General features: G+C 71.5%; 19 protein-coding genes. 9 read left to right on the top strand and 10 right to left on the bottom strand.

The annotated features are described in order from the left end of the window. Positions 1 to 135: 135 nt before the first annotated feature. Both A6A06_RS30420 and A6A06_RS30415 read right to left on the bottom strand, forming a co-directional pair. Positions 136 to 1,662 carry an HTTM domain-containing protein gene (locus A6A06_RS30420; RefSeq protein ID WP_443333802.1) on the bottom strand — a complete coding sequence of 509 codons (1,527 nt, stop codon included), beginning with the start codon at positions 1,660 to 1,662 and terminating at the stop codon, positions 136 to 138. Further along, positions 1,659 to 2,327, bottom strand: a complete 669-nt coding sequence (locus A6A06_RS30415) for a DUF5819 family protein (RefSeq protein ID WP_073765427.1) — start codon at positions 2,325 to 2,327, stop codon at positions 1,659 to 1,661. Before A6A06_RS30415 ends, A6A06_RS30420 begins: the two co-directional genes overlap by 4 nt. A gap of 168 nt (positions 2,328 to 2,495) precedes the next feature. Here A6A06_RS30415 and paaA point away from each other — a divergent pair, with 168 nt between their 5' ends. The 6 genes from paaA (at position 2,496) to A6A06_RS30385 (ending at position 7,580) form a co-directional block, all read left to right on the top strand. After that, positions 2,496 to 3,455 (top strand): 1,2-phenylacetyl-CoA epoxidase subunit PaaA, encoded by a 960-nt coding sequence (gene paaA, locus A6A06_RS30410; RefSeq protein WP_073765426.1) that lies wholly within the window; start codon positions 2,496 to 2,498, stop codon positions 3,453 to 3,455. Between the two features lie 209 nt (positions 3,456 to 3,664). Beyond that, positions 3,665 to 3,931: a 1,2-phenylacetyl-CoA epoxidase subunit PaaB gene (gene paaB, locus A6A06_RS30405; protein ID WP_030017804.1), complete on the top strand. Its 267-nt coding sequence runs from the start codon at positions 3,665 to 3,667 to the stop codon at positions 3,929 to 3,931. Positions 3,932 to 3,993: 62 nt separating this feature from the next. Next, positions 3,994 to 4,725, top strand: a complete 732-nt coding sequence (gene paaC / locus A6A06_RS30400) for a 1,2-phenylacetyl-CoA epoxidase subunit PaaC (protein ID WP_073766001.1) — start codon at positions 3,994 to 3,996, stop codon at positions 4,723 to 4,725. Continuing rightward, entirely contained in the window at positions 4,719 to 5,213 is a 495-nt protein-coding gene (gene paaD, locus A6A06_RS30395) for a 1,2-phenylacetyl-CoA epoxidase subunit PaaD (protein WP_073765425.1), read from the top strand. Before paaC ends, paaD begins: the two co-directional genes overlap by 7 nt. Beyond that, a complete protein-coding gene (locus A6A06_RS30390) occupies positions 5,213 to 6,364 on the top strand; it encodes a 2Fe-2S iron-sulfur cluster-binding protein (protein WP_073765424.1) in 1,152 nt (383 codons plus the stop codon). Before paaD ends, A6A06_RS30390 begins: the two co-directional genes overlap by 1 nt. Before the next feature lie 82 nt (positions 6,365 to 6,446). After that, positions 6,447 to 7,580 carry an acyl-CoA dehydrogenase family protein gene (locus A6A06_RS30385; protein WP_073765423.1) on the top strand — a complete coding sequence of 378 codons (1,134 nt, stop codon included), beginning with the start codon at positions 6,447 to 6,449 and terminating at the stop codon, positions 7,578 to 7,580. Positions 7,581 to 7,602: 22 nt separating this feature from the next. Here A6A06_RS30385 and A6A06_RS30380 read toward each other — a convergent pair whose 3' ends face one another. From A6A06_RS30380 to A6A06_RS30365, 4 genes are all read right to left on the bottom strand, one after another. Further along, positions 7,603 to 7,947, bottom strand: a complete 345-nt coding sequence (locus A6A06_RS30380) for a rhodanese-like domain-containing protein (protein WP_073765422.1) — start codon at positions 7,945 to 7,947, stop codon at positions 7,603 to 7,605. 9 nt (positions 7,948 to 7,956) lie between these two features. Next, entirely contained in the window at positions 7,957 to 8,964 is a 1,008-nt protein-coding gene (locus A6A06_RS30375; protein ID WP_073765421.1) for a hypothetical protein, read from the bottom strand. 31 nt (positions 8,965 to 8,995) lie between these two features. After that, positions 8,996 to 10,612: a DUF2252 domain-containing protein gene (locus A6A06_RS30370; protein ID WP_073765420.1), complete on the bottom strand. Its 1,617-nt coding sequence runs from the start codon at positions 10,610 to 10,612 to the stop codon at positions 8,996 to 8,998. Positions 10,613 to 10,846: 234 nt separating this feature from the next. Beyond that, complete coding sequence (locus A6A06_RS30365) at positions 10,847 to 12,154, bottom strand: hypothetical protein (RefSeq protein ID WP_073765419.1); 1,308 nt, start codon at positions 12,152 to 12,154, stop codon at positions 10,847 to 10,849. Positions 12,155 to 12,257: 103 nt separating this feature from the next. Between A6A06_RS30365 and A6A06_RS30360 the strand changes: the two genes are divergently transcribed. Further along, positions 12,258 to 12,692: a MarR family winged helix-turn-helix transcriptional regulator gene (locus A6A06_RS30360; protein ID WP_199931263.1), complete on the top strand. Its 435-nt coding sequence runs from the start codon at positions 12,258 to 12,260 to the stop codon at positions 12,690 to 12,692. Positions 12,693 to 12,899: 207 nt separating this feature from the next. Here A6A06_RS30360 and A6A06_RS30355 read toward each other — a convergent pair whose 3' ends face one another. After that, positions 12,900 to 13,262 (bottom strand): winged helix-turn-helix transcriptional regulator, encoded by a 363-nt coding sequence (locus A6A06_RS30355; protein WP_073765418.1) that lies wholly within the window; start codon positions 13,260 to 13,262, stop codon positions 12,900 to 12,902. A 119-nt stretch (positions 13,263 to 13,381) separates the two neighbouring features. Between A6A06_RS30355 and A6A06_RS30350 the strand changes: the two genes are divergently transcribed. Beyond that, a complete protein-coding gene (locus A6A06_RS30350) occupies positions 13,382 to 14,032 on the top strand; it encodes an FMN-dependent NADH-azoreductase (RefSeq protein ID WP_073765417.1) in 651 nt (216 codons plus the stop codon). Between the two features lie 77 nt (positions 14,033 to 14,109). Here the strand turns inward: A6A06_RS30350 and A6A06_RS30345 are convergent, their stop codons facing one another. The 3 genes from A6A06_RS30345 to A6A06_RS30335 all read right to left on the bottom strand — a co-directional run bounded on the left by A6A06_RS30345 (position 14,110) and on the right by A6A06_RS30335 (position 18,087). Beyond that, complete coding sequence (locus A6A06_RS30345; RefSeq protein WP_073765416.1) at positions 14,110 to 14,796, bottom strand: response regulator transcription factor; 687 nt, start codon at positions 14,794 to 14,796, stop codon at positions 14,110 to 14,112. Positions 14,797 to 14,881: 85 nt separating this feature from the next. Beyond that, complete coding sequence (locus A6A06_RS30340; protein ID WP_338015965.1) at positions 14,882 to 16,690, bottom strand: sensor histidine kinase; 1,809 nt, start codon at positions 16,688 to 16,690, stop codon at positions 14,882 to 14,884. Positions 16,691 to 16,869: 179 nt separating this feature from the next. Then, the gene (locus A6A06_RS30335; protein WP_073765997.1) at positions 16,870 to 18,087 is read right to left on the bottom strand and encodes an MFS transporter; all 1,218 of its coding nucleotides are present in this window, start codon (positions 18,085 to 18,087) and stop codon (positions 16,870 to 16,872) included. A 56-nt stretch (positions 18,088 to 18,143) separates the two neighbouring features. Between A6A06_RS30335 and A6A06_RS30330 the strand changes: the two genes are divergently transcribed. Further along, entirely contained in the window at positions 18,144 to 19,223 is a 1,080-nt protein-coding gene (locus A6A06_RS30330) for a LysR family transcriptional regulator (RefSeq protein WP_242441019.1), read from the top strand. The last annotated feature ends 62 nt before the right edge of the window (positions 19,224 to 19,285 follow it).

The raw sequence follows: 19,285 nt of genomic DNA, 5'->3' as shown, positions 1-19,285 counted from the left end.
ATCTCAACTGTCCGCCGGGCGGACACCCGCCGCTCGCGTCCACGGGTGTCACCGGCGTACCGCTCCGGGGCGCGTGCGGGACCCGGCTCCGGGGTACGTGCGGGGCGCAGCTCCGGGCCGCGTGGCCGCTCGCGCTCAGGGCGTACCGACAGCGGCTCTCCGGTCCTGCTCGGCCGTGTCTCCCTTACGGCGCGGGAGCACCCGGTCGCGTACGGACGTGATCCGGGCACCCAGCCACACGAGGAAGACCGTCGGCAGGAACACCGCGTCCGCCGTGATCATCGCGAGCGAGAAGAACGGCAGGCCGAGCAGGAACGCGATCGACAGATGCTCACCGATCATCGCGACCAGCAGCACGTTCTTCAGACGGCGGTTGAAGAGGGTGAACGGGAAGGCGACCTGCACGATCACCGTGCCGTAGGTGATCAGCATGATCATCAGGCCGTTGTCGGCGAGCACCCGGGACAGCTCCGGCCAGGGCGAGAAGTAGTCCAGGTGCATCGGGTAGTAGACCGCGGTGCCGTCCTGCCAGCGCGAGCCCTGGATCTTGTACCAGCCGGCGGTGGCGTAGATCAGACAGACCTCGACGACGATCACCAGCATCGCACCGTTGTGCACCAGCTTGGTGATCATGTCGAGTACGGTGCGCGGCTCTCCGGGCGCGTACCGCCGCGCCGCCCACCAGACGCCGTGGGCGAGCCAGAAGACCCACAGCGTCAGGCCCCAGCCCACGTTCGGGAAGGGCCCGGGGCCGAACCACGAGAGACCGGACAGGCCCAGCACCTGGGTGACGGCGAGGAACAGGCCCAGGGCCGACCACAGGACGACACCGGTGACGTCGCGTTCCGGACGGCCGCCGGGCCGCTGCACGCGCTTCGCCGCGCGGCGGGCGTCCAGCGACCACACCTGTCCGCAGCGGGTCAGCACCAGGTATATCGCCATCAGGTGGAGGACGTTGTCGCCGCCGTCCCCCACGAAGATGCTGCGGTTCTGCAGCGAGAGCACACCCACCATGAACAGCACCGACATGGTGCGGGTGCGCCAGCCGACGAGCAGGAGCGCGCTGGCGGCGACGGCGAGGCCGTAGACGAGTTCGAACCAGCCGAGGTTGTCGGTCCAGGTCAGGATCGAGAAGGCCTCGTTGCCGCCGATGAGCTGGCGCGCCATGTCGCCGTTCCAGGGGCCGTGGGGCCCGTAGAGCTCGTGGCGGTTCGGCCACTCCCGCAGCAGGAAGAAGAGCCAGGTGGCCGCGAACCCGATGCGGATGACGGCGGACTGGTACGGGGCGAGGGCACTGCCCGTCACGCGCCTGAAGGCCTGCCCGAAGGCTCGCTCGATCCGCGTCTCGTCGGCGCGGGCGGGCGGCTTGGCGGGAGGACCGGGGTGCGGGACGACGACGGGCCAGGCGGTGTCGGACGGGGCGGTGGGGGTGGGAACGGCGCGCTCCGTGGAGCTTTCGGCCTGACCGGCCGTCTCCGGGAAGTCGGATTCGGCCTCGGTGGTCGCGGAGGAGCCGGATTCGACCCGGGTGGTCGCGGAGGAGCCCGGTTCGGCCTCGGTGGTCGTCGCAGGAGAGTTGGCTTCGGTCCGGCCGACCGTCGCCGGGGATCCGGCATCCGCCGCGTTCCGCGCCGTCTGCGAAGGCAACCTGTGCGCTGTCACTGGATCGTCGCTCCTTCGGGCAGGTCGCCTGCGGTGACCGGCCACCAGGGCAGCTCGCGGTACCTGGGCGCGTCGCTGATCTTCTCCGAGCTCCACGGCGGCGGGCTGACCGCCTTCGTCATCGAGCGGACCTGCATCTGCTGAATCGTGCCCCGCGTCGCCCACTGCGTGCTCATGCGCTGCATCACGATCCGCCGTACGTAGCGCTCGGCCAGCTCGCCCCGCGTACCGGAGGCGCGGTTCTGCGCGTCGTGGGTGTTGAGGTAGTACTCCCAGGCGCGGCGGAGTTCGTTCTGCTGGGTGTGGCTCGGTACGGGGTTGTGCAGCAGGGCCCGGCCGTCGACGGCTGAGAGGTCGGTCCAGCCGGTGGTCAGCAGGTCACCCGCCTCGGAGCGCACCTGGGCGCGTACCTGCACCGCGATGTTCTGCTGCAGCGGGTTGGGCGCGAACAGCTTCCAGTTCTGCTCGTACTCCGGGAAGACGTAGTCGTTGATCACTTCGCCGTGCTGTTTGCTCAGCGTGTTCGGCGGTGCCACGTGCAGGAACATCATCGCCAGATGAACCGCGACGGCGACCGTCACGGCACCGGCCGCGACGGTCATCACGATGCGTGACGGTAGCGAGAGCGCGGCTGGTGGCCGCGATTCGTCCCCGTATTGCTGCATTCCTGCCCCGTTCCCAGTTCCCGTGCGGCTTTTCACCGCCCCGGAACCGTACCTAGGCAGCCCCACGCGGCACACCCTTCCCCGAGTTATCCACAGGCTTGACACCCCGCACTCCCGAGCCACACCATTGAACCGAACGATCGGTCGGTCGGGAGCTAGGGGGATCACATGACGACGATCGCGCCGGGCAAGGAGTCGCCGACGGCCCTGGAGGCCGGGTTCGACGCGGCCGTGGCCGCTGACGAGCGCATCGAGCCACGCGACTGGATGCCGGACGCCTACCGCTCATCGCTGGTGCGCCAGATAGCGCAGCACGCGCACTCCGAGATCATCGGCATGCAGCCGGAGGCGAACTGGATCACCCGGGCCCCGTCGTTGCGCCGCAAGGCGATCCTGATGGCGAAGGTGCAGGACGAGGCCGGGCACGGCCTGTATCTCTACAGCGCCGCCGAAACCCTCGGCGCGAGCCGCGACGAGCTGCTCGACAAGCTGCACTCCGGCCGTCAGAAGTATTCGTCCATCTTCAACTACCCCACCCTGACCTGGGCCGACGTCGGTGCCATCGGCTGGCTGGTGGACGGCGCCGCGATCACGAACCAGGTCCCGCTCTGCCGCTGTTCGTACGGGCCCTACGCCCGCGCCATGGTCCGCGTGTGCAAGGAGGAGTCCTTCCACCAACGCCAGGGCTACGAACTCCTGCTGGCCCTGGGCCGCGGCACCGAAGCCCAGCACGCCATGGCGCAGGACGCGGTGGACCGGTGGTGGTGGCCGTCGCTGATGATGTTCGGTCCGCCCGACGACGAATCGGCGCATTCGGCCCAGTCCATGGCCTGGAAGATCAAGCGGCATTCCAACGACGAGCTGCGCCAGCGCTTCGTGGACATCTGCGTACCGCAGGCCGAGTCCCTCGGCCTCACCCTCCCCGACCCCGACCTGGTGTGGAACGAGCAGCGCGGTCACTGGGACTTCGGCCCCATCGACTGGTCCGAGTTCCGCGAGGTGCTCAAGGGCAACGGGCCCTGCAACGAACAGCGGATCAGCCAGCGGCGCCGCGCCCACGAGGACGGCGCCTGGGTGCGCGACGCCGCCGCGGCGTACGCGGCCAAGCACGGGGAGGGGACCCGATGACCACGACCGATACCGGTACGGAAGGGCGCGGAGAGCCGGAGAGCAAGGCGGCGCCGGACGGCTCCGGCGACCGGACCGGGGCGGGAAGCACAGCTGAGACAGGAAGTACGGCTGAGGCAGGAAGTACGGCTGGGTCGGGGAGCCGGGCCGGGTCGGCGGGAGCGGACAGCGCGGCGGCAGCAGCTTCCGCAGGTCCCACCGACTGGCCGCTGTGGGAGGTCTTCGTCCGCAGCCGACGCGGCCTGTCCCACACCCACGCAGGCAGCCTGCACGCCCCGGACGCGGAAATGGCCCTGCGCAACGCCCGCGATCTCTACACCCGCCGCTCCGAGGGCATCTCGATCTGGGTGGTCCCGTCCGCCGCGATCTCCGCCTCCTCCCCGGACGAGAAGGACTCCTTCTTCGAACCGGCCGCCGACAAGCCCTACCGCCACCCGACCTTCTACGAGATCCCGGACGGGGTGCAGCACCTGTGAAGCCGGTACGGACAGCTACGGAAACGGCCGCCGCCGACGGCACCGCAGCGGCCCCCGCCCCCATGGGCTCCCTCGCCCGGGACGTCGCCGCCGCGGCCCCGGCCCTGGCCCTGGGGGACGACGCCCTCATCCTGTCGCACCGACTGGGGGAGTGGGCCGGGCACGCCCCCGTCCTCGAAGAAGACGTGGCCCTCGCGAACATCGCGCTGGACCTCCTCGGCCAGGCCCGCGTCCTGCTCTCCCTCGCCGGGGACGAGGACGAACTGGCCTACCTCCGCGAGGAACGCTCCTTCCGCAACTGCCAGCTCGTCGAGCAGCCCAACGGCGACTTCGCCCACACCATCGCCCGCCAGCTCTACTTCTCCACGTACCAGGAGCTGCTGTACGGACAACTGGCCGCCGGCGACAGCCCGCTGGCCCCGCTCGCGGCGAAGGCCGTCAAAGAGGTCGCCTACCACCGCGACCACGCCGAGCAGTGGACCCTGCGCCTGGGAGACGGCACCGAGCAGAGCCACGAGCGCATGCAGCGCGGCCTGGACGCCCTGTGGCGCTTCACCGGCGAGCTCTTCGAACCCGTGCCGGGGCTGGACCTCGACCTGCCCGCCCTGCACGACGCCTGGGCCACCCGCATCGAAGCCGTCCTGACGCGCGCCACCCTCTCCGCTCCCGCCGGCCCGAGCCGCGGCGCCTGGACCGCGGGAGCCGGACGCCAAGGGCTGCACACCGAGCCGTTCGGCCGGATGATCGCCGAGATGCAGCACCTGCACCGCAGCCACCCGGGGGCGACATGGTGACCACCGCCCTCGAAGACCGGCTGCGCGAACTGGCCGGTGCCGTACCGGACCCGGAGCTGCCGGTCGTGACCCTGGCCGAGCTGGGCGTGCTGCGGGGACTGCGGCTGACCGGCTCCGGGCAGGTGGAGGTCGAGCTCACCCCGACGTACACCGGATGCCCCGCCCTGGAGACCATGTCCGCCGACATAGAGCGCGTCCTCCACGAGAACGGCATACCCCAAGTCGAGGTGCGCACGGTCCTCAGCCCGCCCTGGACGACCGATGCGATCACGGCCGAGGGCCGCCGGAAGCTGACCGAGTTCGGCATCGCCCCGCCGCGCCCCACCGGCCCGGCCGGCGGCCCCGTACCGGTGGCCCTGGCGATCCGCTGCCCGCACTGCGGATCGACCGACACCACCCTGCTCAGCCGTTTCTCCTCCACCGCCTGCAAAGCACTGCGCCGCTGCGAGGCCTGCCGCGAACCGTTCGACCACTTCAAGGAGTTGTGATGTTCCACCCGCTCCGGGTCGCGGAGATCGAACGGCTCACGGACGACGCCGTCGCCGTCACCTTCCAGGTCCCGCCCGCGCTGCACAAGACGTTCCGGCACGTCCCGGGCCAGCACATCGCACTGCGCCGCACGGTCGACGGCCGCGAGATCCGCCGTACGTACTCGATCTGCGCCCCGGCGTCGGACGAGCCCACGCTGCGGGTGGGCATCCGGCTGGTCGAGGACGGCGAGTTCTCCACGTACGCGCTCAAGGAGCTAGCCGTCGGTGACACGGTGGACGTCATGGCACCGGCCGGGCGGTTCGTGCTGGAACCCCGCCCCGGGCACTTCGTGGGCATCGTCGGCGGCAGCGGCATCACACCGGTGCTGTCCATCGTCACCACGCTGCTGACCCGTCGGCCGGACGCCCGCTTCTGCCTGATTCGCAGCGACCGTACGGCGGCGTCGACGATGTTCCTGGAGGAGGTCGCCGACCTCAAGGACCGCTTCCCCGACCGCTTCCAGCTGGTGACCGTCCTCTCCCGCGAGGACCAGCAGTCCGGGCTGCCCTCCGGCCGCCTGGACGAGGCGCGGCTGCGGGAGCTGCTGCCCGCCCTGCTGCCCGTGGATTCCGTCGACGGCTGGTATCTCTGCGGCCCGTTCGGCCTGGTCCAGGCCGCGGAGCGGGCCCTGCGCGGCCTTCAGGTCCCCCGCAACCGCATCCACGAAGAAATCTTCCACATATCCGAGCCCGCCCCGGCAGAGTCCGCACTCGCAGGCGCGGACACCGCGCTCGCAGGCGCCGCCTCCACGGCGGCCACGGGCACGCTCAGCGCGGCTGCGGGAGGTTCCACCACCCTCCTGGGCGGGCCCCCGGCTCTCCGTACCCCCGTGCACAGCACCGTGACAGCGACCCTGGACGGCCGGGCGGGCAGCTGGCCGGTCGTGGACGGCGAATCGCTGCTGGAGTCCGTGCTGCGCAACCGCGCGGACGCCCCGTACGCCTGCAAGGGAGGCGTCTGCGGTACCTGCCGCGCGTTTCTGGTCTCGGGCGAGATCCGCATGGACCGCAACTACGCCCTGGAGGACGAGGAAGTCGCGTCGGGATATGTCCTGGCCTGCCAGTCCCACCCCGTAACGGAGGAGGTCGAGCTGGACTTCGACCGCTGACCCCATTCACAATTCCTGCAACCTGTTCTAACTTGACGCACCATCAGGTAGTCGCCGTGCGGGTACGCAGGAGGACAGGCCAGTGGACTTCACCTTCACCGAGGAGCAGCAGGCAGCCGTCGAGGCGGCCAAGGCCGTCTTCGCGGACGTCGTCACCGACGGCGTGCCGAGCCCCGCGCTCACCGCCGGAGCCGTGGCCGACGACTTCGACCGCACTCTGTGGCACAAGCTGGCCGACGCCGACCTGCTGAGTCTGCTGCTCGCCCCCGAATACGACGGCGCGGGACTGGACCCGATCGCGCTCTGCCTGGTGCTGCGCGAGTCCGCCAGGGTGCTCGCCCGCGTACCGCTGCTGGAGAACAGCGCCGTAGCCCTCGCGGTCCAGACGTACGCCGACGCCGCGCTGCGTGCCGACGTACTGCCCCGTGCCGGACGTGGCGAGCTGGTCCTCACCGTCGCCGCCGCCGGACGCACCGGCCACGATCCCGCCGAACTCGCCGTCACCGCCCGTCGCGAGGACTCCGGCTGGGTCCTCGACGGCATGCACACCGCCGTCCCCTGGGCACAGAACGCCGACCGCATCCTCATCCCCGCCCACACCGGCGACGGAACGGCCGTACTCGCCCTCGTACCCCGCCTCCGGGACCGCGTCCGCCTTCACGACCAGGTCTCCACCAGCGGCGAACGCCACGCGGAAGTCCACCTGGACTCCGTACGATTCCGCCCCGAGGAAGTGATCACCGAACCCGGCGCCTGGGAGTGGCTGCGCAACGTCCTCACCACCGGCACGTGCGCGCTGGCCCTCGGCCTCGGCCAAGCCGTACTGGCCATGACCAGCGCCTACACCGCCAAACGCGAACAGTTCGGCTTCCCCGTCGCCACCTTCCAGGCAGTCGCCGTCCAGGCCGCCGACCGCTACATCGATCTGCGCGCCATGGAAGCCACCCTCTGGCAGGCCGCGTGGCACATCAGCAGCGCCGCGAACGGTGCACTGCCACCAGCAGGTGATGTCGCGGTGGCCAAGATCTGGGCTTCCGAAGGCGTACGCCGCGTCGTACAGACCGCACAGCACCTGCACGGCGGCTTCGGCGCGGACACGGACTACTCACTGCACCGCTACCACGCCTGGGCGAAACAGCTCGAACTCGCCCTCGGCCCGGCCGCCGCACACGAAGAAGCCCTGGGCGACCTGCTGGCCGCCCACGCCCTCGGCTGAGCGACCGGCCGAGTACGGCAGGTCAGACCACAGCGCCCGGCGCGCCCTTACTGTCCTTGACCGGGCGGCCCGCGGCCTCCCACGCCTGCATCCCGCCGTCGACGTTCACCGCGTCGATGCCCTGCTGGATCAGGTACTGGGCGACCTGCGCGGAACGGCCACCGACCCGGCACAGCACGTAGACCTTGCCGCCGTCGGGCGCCTGCTCCGTCAACTCGCCGTACCGGCCGACGAACTCGCTCATCGGGATGTGCAGCGCGCCCTCGGCGTGCCCCGCCTCCCACTCGTCGTGCTCCCGTACGTCCAGGAGGAAGTCCTCGGGCGTCAGAGCGTCGACACCGACCGTGGGCAGAGAACCAAAGTGCATGCCCCGACGCTACCCGACCAGCTGCGCCAGGTACGCCTCGCGCTCGGCAACGTCCGCGAGCAGCTTCTCGGCGATCTCCTCCAGCAGCGCGTCCGGGTCCTCGGGCGCCATTTTGATCATCGCGCCGATCGCGCTCTCCTCCAGCTCGGAGGCGGCCTCCGCGAGCATCTCCTTGCGCGCCGCCAGCCACTCCAGCCGCGCGTAGAGCTCCTCGCTCTCGCTCGGCCGCTGCTCCTGCGGCACGGGCCCCGCCTCCCACTCACGGGCCAGCTCGCGCAACGCGGCCTCGTCCCCGGCCCCGTACGCGGCGTTGACCCGCACGATGAAGGCGTCCCTGCGGCCGCGCTCGGCCTCGTCGCGCGCCAGGTCGGGGTGGGCCTTGCGCACCAGGTCACGGTAGACCCGGCGGGCCTCCTCACTCGGCCGCACCTTCTGCGGCGGCCGGACCGGCTGCTCATTGAGCATCGCCTCGGCCTCCGGGTACAGCCCCTCGGACCCCATCCATCCGTGGAAGAGCTCTTCGACATCGGGCATCGGCAGCACCGCCGCCCGCGCCTCCCGCGCCTTGCGTACGTCCTCGGGATCACCCGTACGAGCTGCGACCGCCTCGGCGATCTGGGCGTCCAGCTCGTCGAGCCGCGAGTACATGGGGCCGAGGCGCTGGTGGTGCAGCCGGGAGAAGTTCTCCACCTCCACCCGGAAGGTCTCCACCGCGATCTCGAACTCGATCAGCGCCTGCTCAGCAGCCTCCACCGCCTGCGCCAACCGCCCGGTCGAAGCCGACTCCCGCGAGCCACCACTCGGCGTCTCCCCCCGTCCGTCGCTGCCCTGGGAGGCATACGGGTCCTCGTGACCGTGCCGGGGCGCCGCATGAGCCGCAGGGCCCGCCGCGTAACCGTCCTGACCCGCGTGAGCCGGGGGTTCTCCCTGGGATGCGTGGGCCGCACGGCCCGCGACCCCGTGGTCAGCATGTGCGTCTTGGCCGTCCTGCGCGTTCTCCGCCTGCGAGTTCGTCACCCGGCCACCCTACGGCCCGATCCGGCCCCGCTCAGACCCCCGTCTCCGCGGCGATCCGCCCCTTCTTGATCGCCGCGACCAACTCGGCGTGATCCGCCTCCGTACGATCCGCGTAGGCCACCGCGAAACCGGCCAGCGCCTCGTCCAACGCGCCGCCCTTACCGCAGTACCCCGCCACCACACGCGGATCGGCACTGTGCGCGTGAGCCCGGGCCAGCAGCGCGCCCGTCATCCGCGCGTAGTCGTCGATCTGATCACCGGCGAGGGCCGCGGGGTCGACGCTGCCCTTACGGTTCCGGAACTGCCGCACCTGGTAGGGCCTCCCCGCCCCCTCCCCCCGCCCCACTCCCTGCGAACCAGCCCCAGCCCCAGCCCCTGCCCCTGCCGACCACGTGTCGGGCCACGCGTCGGACCGCGCCTCCGACCGCGCCTCCGACCGCGCGTCGGACCTCACGTCGGACCGCGCCTCCGACCAGGACTCGCCCCCACCCCCACCCCCACCCCCACCCCTGCCCCCGCCGTCCCCGCTACCCCCTCCATGCCCATGCGGCTCATGCACCGTCGTCCAGCCCAGCAGGCTGTCGCTGACCACCTGCATGTGGCGCTGTCCGCGTACGATCCGTCGGCCCTCGTGTGCCACCGTCGGCACCGGGAAACCGGCTTTCTCCACATAGGGCGTCAGCGCCGAGTTACGTGCCTCCTTGACCTGGAGCACCAGTGGCTCACCGCGATGGTCCTGCAGCAGCACCACGTAGGAGCGCAGGCCCACACTCCCCGTGCCGACCACCCGGAACGCCACGTCCTGTACCTCGTACCTGGCCAGCAGCGGCAGCCGGTCCTCCGGCAGCGTGTCCAGGTAGCCCGCGAGCGAGGCGACGACCGCGGCGGCCTCCGCGTCCGGTATGCGCCGCAGTACGGGCGGGGCGTCCACGAACCTCCTTCCGCCGCCGGGTATCTCCTCCGTCGACTTCGTCGCGAACCGCGCGCTGGTGTTCTTCCGTGCCTTGGCCACCACCCGTTGCAATGTGCCCAGCAGGTCACGGGCATCCGCGTAGGAGACCAGTTCCTCGTCGGCTATCGCGTTCCAGGCGTCGGCGGCCGACATGCCCGCCAGCAACCGCATCGTGCGCCGGTACGCGCCGGCCGCGTCCCGGGCCGCCTCCCGGCACTGCTCCTCACTCGCCCCGGCCTCCCGGCCGGCCAGCACCAGTGAGACCGCGAGCCGCTTCAGGTCCCACTCCCAGGGCCCGTACAAGGTCTCGTCGAAGTCGTTGAGGTCCATCACCAGCTTGCCGCGGGCATCGCCGTAGAGTCCGAAGTTGGCCGCGTGCGCGTCGCCGCATATCTGCGCGCCGATGCCGGTCACCGGGGTGGTCGTCAAGTCGTACGCCATCAGGCCGGCCGAGCCGCGGAGGAAGGCGAACGGACCGGCGGCCATGCGCCCGACCCGTATCGGCACCAGTTCCGGTAGACGGCCGGCGTTGGACTCCTCGACCGACGTCACCGCGTCGGGCCGCCCGGCCTCCGGAGTGAACCGCCCCTGCGCGGAGCGTGGCGTCCTCTCCCGGAGCGCCTTGCCGACCGCCTTCGGCGCGGGCCCCTGCGCGTCCGGCTTCGCGAACCCCGGTACGTACGGCAATCGCGACATCGCGCGCCACCTCCCCCTTCGTCCCGTGCGCCGACTTCGGACCCTGTCGTCCGAGGCTTCGTCCGGCCGCGTCGGACGCCCTCGGTCACCGGTTGGACGCCGGTCGCCGGGACGCTGTTTCCGCCGCGTGTGCACGACGGTACAGACAGGCCCCGCCTCGCGGCAGGGCCTGTGGATAACTCTGCGTGACAGAGCTGTGGACGGGGCGCGGCACCCGTGACGGGCGCCTCCGCCTCAGACTCCGACCGCCTCTTCCATCTCCTCCTCGGCCGCCTCGGCCTGCTCCGCGCCCTTGTCGTTCCCGGCCGCCGCGCCCTGGGCCGGGCTGCGCTCCGGCACCGTGGCGGCCACGGCGGCAGCGGCCACGGCCGTCGCGTTCTGCGCCGCGCTCGCCGCCGCGCGCCGCCGCCGCGCCTCGGCCAGAGACGCCACGCCGACCATCACGAAGCCCACGACCAGCCACAGCACCAGCGTCCAGACGTGTCCGGCGAGTCCGTTGCCGTCGAAGTAGACGTGGCTGCGGGTGCCCTCGACAAAGCCGGCGCCGTTCCAGAACGCGTGGAGGGAGGCGAAGAAACCGTTCTGCAACTCGGGGCGGAAGACTCCGCCCGCGGTGGTGAAGTTGAGCATCACGAACAGCGCCATCACGCCCAGCGTGGTCCAGCGCTTGAGGAACGTGTGCAGCCCGGTGCCGATCAGCAGAATGCCCGCCGAGTACAGCCAGGCCATGCCCCACAGCCCCCACAGCCCGTGGTCGACGAGGTGGAAGACCGGCCCGGCGAAGAGCGTTCCGAGGATGCTGACCACGAAGGAGGTGCCGACCGCCAGCGCCGCGCGCAGCCGGATCGGCAGTACGCCACCGGCACCCCCGATCACCGCGACCGACGCGTACGAGCCGATGCTGATCGCGACCATCAGGAAGAAGAGCCCCTGGCCGGTCGGGTCGTCCTCGGCCGGCGGAGCGACGTCAGTGACCTTGAGCGGAGCGCCCTGCTGAGCGGCGACGGGCGTGAAGATCTTCTGCACCACGGTCGCCGTGGTGTCGGATCCGGCCGTCGCGACCATCAGCTCGGGCGCCGCCTTCGCCTCACCGCCCTTGGCCGCCGGTGCAGCACCGCTCCCCTTCGCGGCGGACGCGGCGCCGCCCCTCGCCGCCGACGCGCTGCCGTTCTCGGCGGTCGGCGCGCCGGCGTTCGTCCCGGCCGGTGCGCCGCCGTCGGCGGCGTGCGCGTCCATCACGTACGCGCCGAAGATGTCCTGGTGCTTCAGCTGGTCCACGGCCTCGGCCCGGCTGCCGACGGTGCGTACGTCCAGGCCGCCGTGCGCCTTGTCATTGATCGACTGGGCGAGCACCTGCGCCTGGGAGCCCGAACCGACCACGGCTACGGGCAGGTGGTGCGGCTCGGGGTGCGCGAACGCCCCCAGGTAGGCCAGTCCCATCCCGATGCACATCAGCAACGGGGTGATCAGGTGCGTCAGAACGTGCCGCAGATCGGCTCGATGGTCGGGGCGGTGGTGGTCGGGGCGTCGGACCGAACTCATGCGTCGTGCCTTCTCAAGCTAGTCGCTCAGCGTCGAGTAGTTGGCTTATACAACTCTCTTTTCACGTTGTACTATACAACTACTTCAACGAAAGGCAAGCCCCGTGGCCCGCAGAGACGAATCCGTCGAGACCATCCAGCAGGAGATGACCGCGTTCGCCCGCCGGGCCCGCGCCACCGCGGCCCGTATGCACCCCGAGCTCTCGCTCGTCTCCTACACGCTGCTGGCGCACCTCGACGACCAGAAGGGCTGCCGCGCGACCGACCTCGCCGCGCACTACCTCCTGGACAAGTCCACGGTGAGCCGGCAGATCTCCGCCCTGGAGAAGCTCGGTTTCGTGGAGCGCCGCGTCGACCCGGACGACCACCGCGTCCAGGTACTGCATCCCACGACCAAGGGCGCACAGATGCTGGCCAATGTCACCGCCAGCCGCCGCCAGGCGTTCCACGAGCGGCTCGCCGACTGGGACGAGGAGGACCTGGACCGCTTCGCGTCCTACCTGCTGCGCTACAACGCCGCCCAGGAGCGGCTCGGCTGAACCCCACAACCAAGCCCCTGGACTCCCGGCACCCGAGCGCCCTTACAAGCCCCACTCACGCCGCTCACCCGTCGGCGCGCTCCAGAAAACCCTCCGACACGCTCCAGGAAGCCCCCTGCGCGCCTCAGGAAACCCTCCGACGCACCTCAGGAAGCCCGTCGACGCGCCTTAGGAAGCCCGTCGGCACGCCTCAGGAAGCCCGCCGGCTCAGTTCCGGAAGCGCGCTGGACACTGCCCGCCGTCGGCGAGGTACGTCTCCGCCCACTGACCCAGTTCCTTGAGCGCGGGGTCCAGGGCCCGGCCCGCCTCGGTCAGACGGTACGAGACACGCAGCGGCGGGCCCCCGTCGACCTCCCGTACGACCAGACCGGCCGCGGACAGCTCCGTGAGCCGGTCCGAGAGCATCCGTTCGCTGATGCCGGGGACCGCCCGTCGCAGCTCGGCGAAGTGCACCGGGCCGGCGAGGAGGACGGACACGATCAGACCGGTCCACCGCTTGCCGAACAGCTCGAAGACCCGCGCCATGCCGGTGTCCACCTGCCTGCATGCCTCATCGCCGCGCTCCGCCATGCGCCCAGGGTACTGCCATGCCGTTGGGTACTGCGGAAAAGTAAGCTACTGTGCTAAGAATAGGAACGTACGAAACTCCCACCAGGGCCGCGCGTCGGCCGCGAACGAAGGACCGCATCATGGCCACGCTTCTGCACCTCGACTCCTCCCTGTACCCCACCGAGGCATCCGCCTCCCGCGCGGTGACCGCCGCCTACCGCAAGGCATGGGAGGAGCAGCACCCCGGCGGCACCGTCGTCTACCGCGACCTCGCCGCCGCCCCGCTGCCGCACCTGGAGGCCCCCGGCTTCACCGCCGCCTTCACCGCTCCGGACGCCCTCACCCCGGAGCAGCAGACCGCTTTCGCGCAGCGCCTCGAACTGGTCGAGGAGCTGGAGAAGGCGGACGCCGTCGTCATCGGCGCCCCCATGTACAACTTCACGATCCCTTCCACGCTGAAGGCATGGCTGGACCACGTGATCATCATGGGCCGGACCGCCGGAGACGAGTCCTCGCTCAAGGGCAAGCCGCTGACCATCGTCACCAGCCGTGGCGGTTCGTACGCCCCGGGCACCCCCCGTGAGGGCTTCGACTACGTCCAGAACTACCTGGAGGCCGTGCTCGGCACCATGTTCGGCATGGAGGTCGACTTCATCGTCCCCGAGCTGACGATGGCCCCCACCAACCCCTCGATGAAGGACCTCATACCGCTGTACGAGGCCTCCCGCGACAAGGCCCTCCAGGAGGCCGCCGACAAGGCCAAGGCCCACGCCACGCGCCTCGCCGCCTGACGCACCGCGCCCCGCACACGCCCCGCACACGCCCGGCACACGCCCGACCCGGACACGCCCCGGGCCGGGCGGCGGCCCTACGCCCCCAGCTCCGCGTCGCGGGCGAGAAGCGCCGCCTGCACCCGGTTCTCGCAGCCCAGCTTGGCCAGGATCCGGCTAACGTACGTCTTCACCGTCGCCTCGCTCATATGGATCCGCTCCCCCGCGTCGGCGTTGGAGAGCCCCTCGCCGAGCAGTGACAGCACCTCCATCTCCCGCTCCGTCAGGACGGACAGCCGCTGCCTGGCCTCCTCCGCACGCCGTGCGGTACGGGTCGCAGCGGTCCCGCCGCCGGGACCGCTGCCGAGCGCCACCAGCGAATCGGCCACGTGCCGCGTCGCCACCGGCGACATGTAGGCGTGGCCGTCGGCCGCGGCACGCACCGCCTGGATCAGTTCGTCCGGAGCGGAATCCTTCAGCAGGAAGCCCGCGCTTCCCTCGCCCATCGCCCGCAGGACGTTCTCCCGCTCCCCGAACGTCGTGAGGATCAGGGCCCGTACGGACGGTGTGGCCCGACGCAGTTCGGCCAGCGCCGTCAGCCCGTCCATGACCGGCATCTGGATGTCCAGGAGCACCACGTCCGCGCCATGCCCACGCGCGGCCTCGACCGCCTCCTTGCCGTTCCCCGCCTCAGCCACGACCGCGATGTCCCGGGCGGAGGTGAGAATCATCCGAATACCCGCCCTGATGAGCGGCTCGTCATCGGCGACGATCACCCTGATCACTCGGACTCCCGCACGGACTCGGTCGGTTGTTTCCACGGACAGCGCCATTTTCCCCCCGTTCACGCGCCGGCCCGTCCGGCCGCCCTCAGACCTTCCCCACGAAGGTGCGCTTCTCCACCAGCTTCCCGTCCTTGAAACAGAACCGGAACGCCTGGTCCTCTTCCCAGTTCTCCAACGGCTCCGTAGACGCGAACGTCTCGCAGCGCGCGCCCTCCGGCTTCGCGGGCCCCTGGTCGTTCAGCCCGCCGTACAGGAACGACCCCGACGGCAGCCGCTCGCGCACCTCGGCCTCCGCCGCGCCGACCTTCACCTCCTCGTAGGTGCCCGGAGACACCGAGCCGTCCTCTATCGACTTGAACATCTCCACCGCCCCCCAGGCCGTCACCAACCCCAGGACCACGACCACGCTCGCCGCCAGGCCACACCCGACAGCGAACCCCTTGCGCCTTCCCTCGCCGCGGAACATCGGCGTCTGCGGCGCCGCATAGACCTGGGACCAGTCGATGACCGGCTGCCCCTCCTTGCCGGTCCGCATCATCGGACGCCCGCGACCGGTGTCCACGGGCCCACCGCCGGAACCGGCCTCCCACCCCGGCCCCACCACCGGCAGCACCGACTGGGCGGCGGTCGCCGCCACCGTCACCGGCCCGTACGGCAACACCCCGGCGAGCCGGAAGCCGCCATCCGGCACCGGGCCGCTGTGCACCATGCCGCCGACCAGCCGGGCCCGCTCCCGCAGCCCCGTCAGCCCCTGGCCACCACTGACCGCGGGTCCGCAGACCGAGCCCGGGGGCACCGGCCCGTTGACGACCTCCACCAGCAGCGAGTCCGGTTCGTAGCGCAACGCCACTGTCACCGGCGCTCCCGACGCGTGCTTGTGCGCGTTGGTCAGACCCTCCTGCACGATGCGGTACGCGGCCCGGTCCACGGCCGGCGCCAGCGCACACGGCTCTCCGGTCCGGGCGACGGATATTCGCGCCCCCGCGCCACGCGACGCCTCGACCAGCCCGTCCACCTGAGCCACCCCGCGCTGCCCCGCGTCCGGAGCCGGGCCCGCGCCGATCGCCGGATGCCCCGCGGCCGCTTCCTCCTGCTCGTCGCGCAGCAGACCCACGACCTCGCGCAGTTCGCGCATCGCCGCCACCGAGGCTCCGCGCAGCACACCGACGGCCTCCCGCTGCCGCCCGCTGAGCTCGGAGTCCACCTCCAGCGCGCCCGTGTGGACGGCGATCAGCGTGAGCTGGTGGCCCAGGCTGTCGTGCATGTCCTGCGCGATGCGCTGCCGCTCGCGCAGCTGCGTCTGGCGGGCGATCATCGCGTTCTCCCGCAGCAGCTGCGTGCGTTGCGCGTGGAGGGTTTCGACCAGGGTGCGGTGCTGGGACCAGTAGCGGCTCGCGATGCCGGGCATGGCCACTATCGCCAGGAAGGACACCGCCAGGATCATCAGCTTCTCCGGCGACACCAGCGGGAAGTCCTCGATCACCGGCATCGCCATGCTCAGCACGAGCGCCACCGCGAACACCACCAGCGCCCGCGCGCTGCCCGCGATCCGCCGCCCGGCCGACCAGCCCGCCACGATCAGCAGCGCCGATATCCCCATGAACAGCCAGCTCAGCGACGCCGCGAAGATCAGGACCATGCCCGGCAGGGCCCGGCGCAGCGGCGAGAGCACCATCACCGCCACCGTCACCAGCCACGTACGGGCGTCACCGCTGTCGCTGAGCTTCTCCATGCCGAGCGCGATCAGCCCCAGCAGCAGCGCCAGCATCGACTCACCGACGACGCGGTACGGCGGCCACTGCTCCGGACGGGCCAGGCGCCGCCACACCCGCCCGATGGCGGCCCGGGCCGCCGTCCCCCGGGCCGTCATCTGTGCTTTCCCCGTGATGTTCACGTATTGAGCGTAAGAAAGACCCGCCGACCGGCACAGTCGCCGTTCGTCGTTTCCTGCCGCAACGAAAGTCGCGGATCCCGCGTCTCGCGGGCCTCCCGTCGGACCTCGAAGGCCGCTGACCCACGCAAGCCCCCACATCACCTCGTCGGCACCTGCGCCACCCACAACACCCACGACACCTACGACCGCAGCGACCGCAGCACCGCCCCCGGCCCCCGCCCCACCCCCAACGCCACCAACGCCCCCACCGCCAACGCGCCCCCCAGCCACAGCACCCCGGTGAGCCCCCAGCCGTCCACCACCCGGCCCCCGCCGAACGCACCCAGCGCTATCGCCGCGTTGAACACCCCCACGAACAGCGCCGACGCCGCCTCACGTGCCTCCGGGGCCACCGCCATCAGCCACGTCTGCGTACTGACCGACACCCCTCCGTAAGCCAGCCCCCACACCGCCAGCAACGCCGCCGCACCCGGCACACCCACCCCCAGGACGGGCACCAGCAGCACGGCCCCGGCCAGCACCGCGCTGATCACCACCAACGTGCCACGCGGCGACCGGCCCGCGCCCGCGCCGCCCACGAAGTTCCCCGCGACGCCCGCGACCCCGTACACCAGCAGCAGCGTGCTGATCACCCCAGGACCGACTCCGGACACCTCCTCCAGGACCGGCCGCACATACGTGTACGCGGCGAAATGCCCGCCCACCAGCAGCGCCACCACGGCCAGCCCCGTACGCACCCGCGCGTCGCCGAACAGCCGCAGCACCCCGCTCAGCCGTACGGCTCCCTCGGCCGGCAGCGGCGGCAGCAGTACGGCCAGCGCCACAGCGATCAGCGCCGACAACGCGCCCACCACCACGAAAGCCGCACGCCACCCGCCGACCTGCCCGGTCAGCGTGCCCGCCGGCACCCCGAGCACCGACGCGGCGGCCACCCCACTGAAGATCAACGATGTCGCCGCCGCCACCGACCGCGCCGGCACCAGCCGCACCGCCAGCCCCGCCGCCAGCGCCCACACGCCGCCCATGCCCAACCCGACCAGCACCCGCGCCGCCAGCATCACCCCGAAGTCCGGCGCCCACGCGGCCAGCAGGTTCGCCGCCGCGAGCATCGCCATCAGGCCGCACAGCACGATCCGCCGGTCCGCCCGGCCCACCGCCAACGTGAGCACCGGCGCCCCCAGCGCCGCGACCACCCCGGCCACCGTGAGCGTCAGGCCCGCCGTACCGTCCGAGACCCCCAACGCGCCCCCGATGGGCGTCAGCAGCCCCACCGGCAGCATCTCCGACGTCACCACCGTGAACGTCGCCGCCGCCAGCGCCCCGACCGCAGGCCATCCCGCACGCTTGTCCGGGCGCAACTCACCGTCACGGCCCGCCATTTCCTCGATCGTCGTCATGCCCCCAGCCAACGCGCGGCCGCCCGCGGGAACAACGGCGAACCCTTCACGTTTCCATGAGCGTGACTCATCGATCCGGAAGCGGCCCCACCGGCCGGGCCGAAAGCGCCCCTCCCCGGCCGGAGACCGCCGAGCCTGCCCCACCCCACCAGAAGGGCACCGCACCGAACCCTCCCCATCGGAAGGGCTCCACCCAGAAGGGCTCCACACCCCCCGCTCCCCACCAGAAGGTCACCGCACCCACCACCCCCCGCGGCCTGGAGATCCGGGAACTGGAGTGCTTCCTCGTCCTCGCCGAGGAACTGCACTTCGGCCGCACCGGCGCCCGCCTGTCCGTCTCGCAGAGCCGCGTCAGCCAGCTCGTCCGCGCCCTGGAACGCCGCGTCGGCGCCCGCCTCGTCGAACGCACCAGCCGCCGGGTACGCCTCACCCCCCTCGGTACGGACTTCCTCACCGCCCTCCGCCCCGCCTACGACGCCCTGCGCGGCACCGTCGAGGCCACCGTCACCGCCACCCGCGGCATCGAAGGCCACCTGCGCATCGGCTTCCAGGGCACCGCCGACGACCGCATCATGAAGGCCATCGACCTCTTTCACGCCCGCCACCCGGGCTGCGCCACGCAGATCGTCGAGATACCGCTCCAGGACCCCTTCGGACCGGTGCACCGCGGCGAGGTCGACGCCGCCGTCGTCCTGCTCCCCGTCGAAGAGCCCGGCCTCGTACTGGGACCGGTCTTCTCGGAACAGCAGCAGACACTCGCCGTCTCCGTACGGCACCCCTTCGCCACCCGCGCGGCCATCGACGCCGAGGACCTGGCCGGCCTCCCCCTCATCACCGTCGAAGGCCCCGCACCCGAGTACTGGCGCCACGCCCAGGCCCCCATCAGCACCCCCGGCGGCCGCCCCGTCCCGCCCGGACCCGGGGTCCGCACCCTCCAGGAAGGCCTGACCCTGGCCGCCGCCGACCGCGGCGGAATGCTGCTCTGCCGGCCGACGGCGGAGTACCACGGCCGCCGCGACATCACTTTCGTACCGGTCATGGGCCTGCCGGACTCCGTACTCGGCCTCGTCCGGCACCAGGACCGCGAGACGGCCCGCACCCGCGCCTTCAGCGCGGCCGTCACCGATGTGACGTAGCCCTCACCCCTTCTTTCGGACGACGGGCCGAAGACCTTCCGGACCCGTCACGGCCCGCCCGG

It is taken from the genome of Streptomyces sp. CB02923, assembly GCF_001905005.1.
GTDB lineage: Bacteria > Actinomycetota > Actinomycetes > Streptomycetales > Streptomycetaceae > Streptomyces.
Note: the sequence above shows the minus strand (reverse complement) of the source record. Positions and strands in the feature narration are given on the sequence as shown.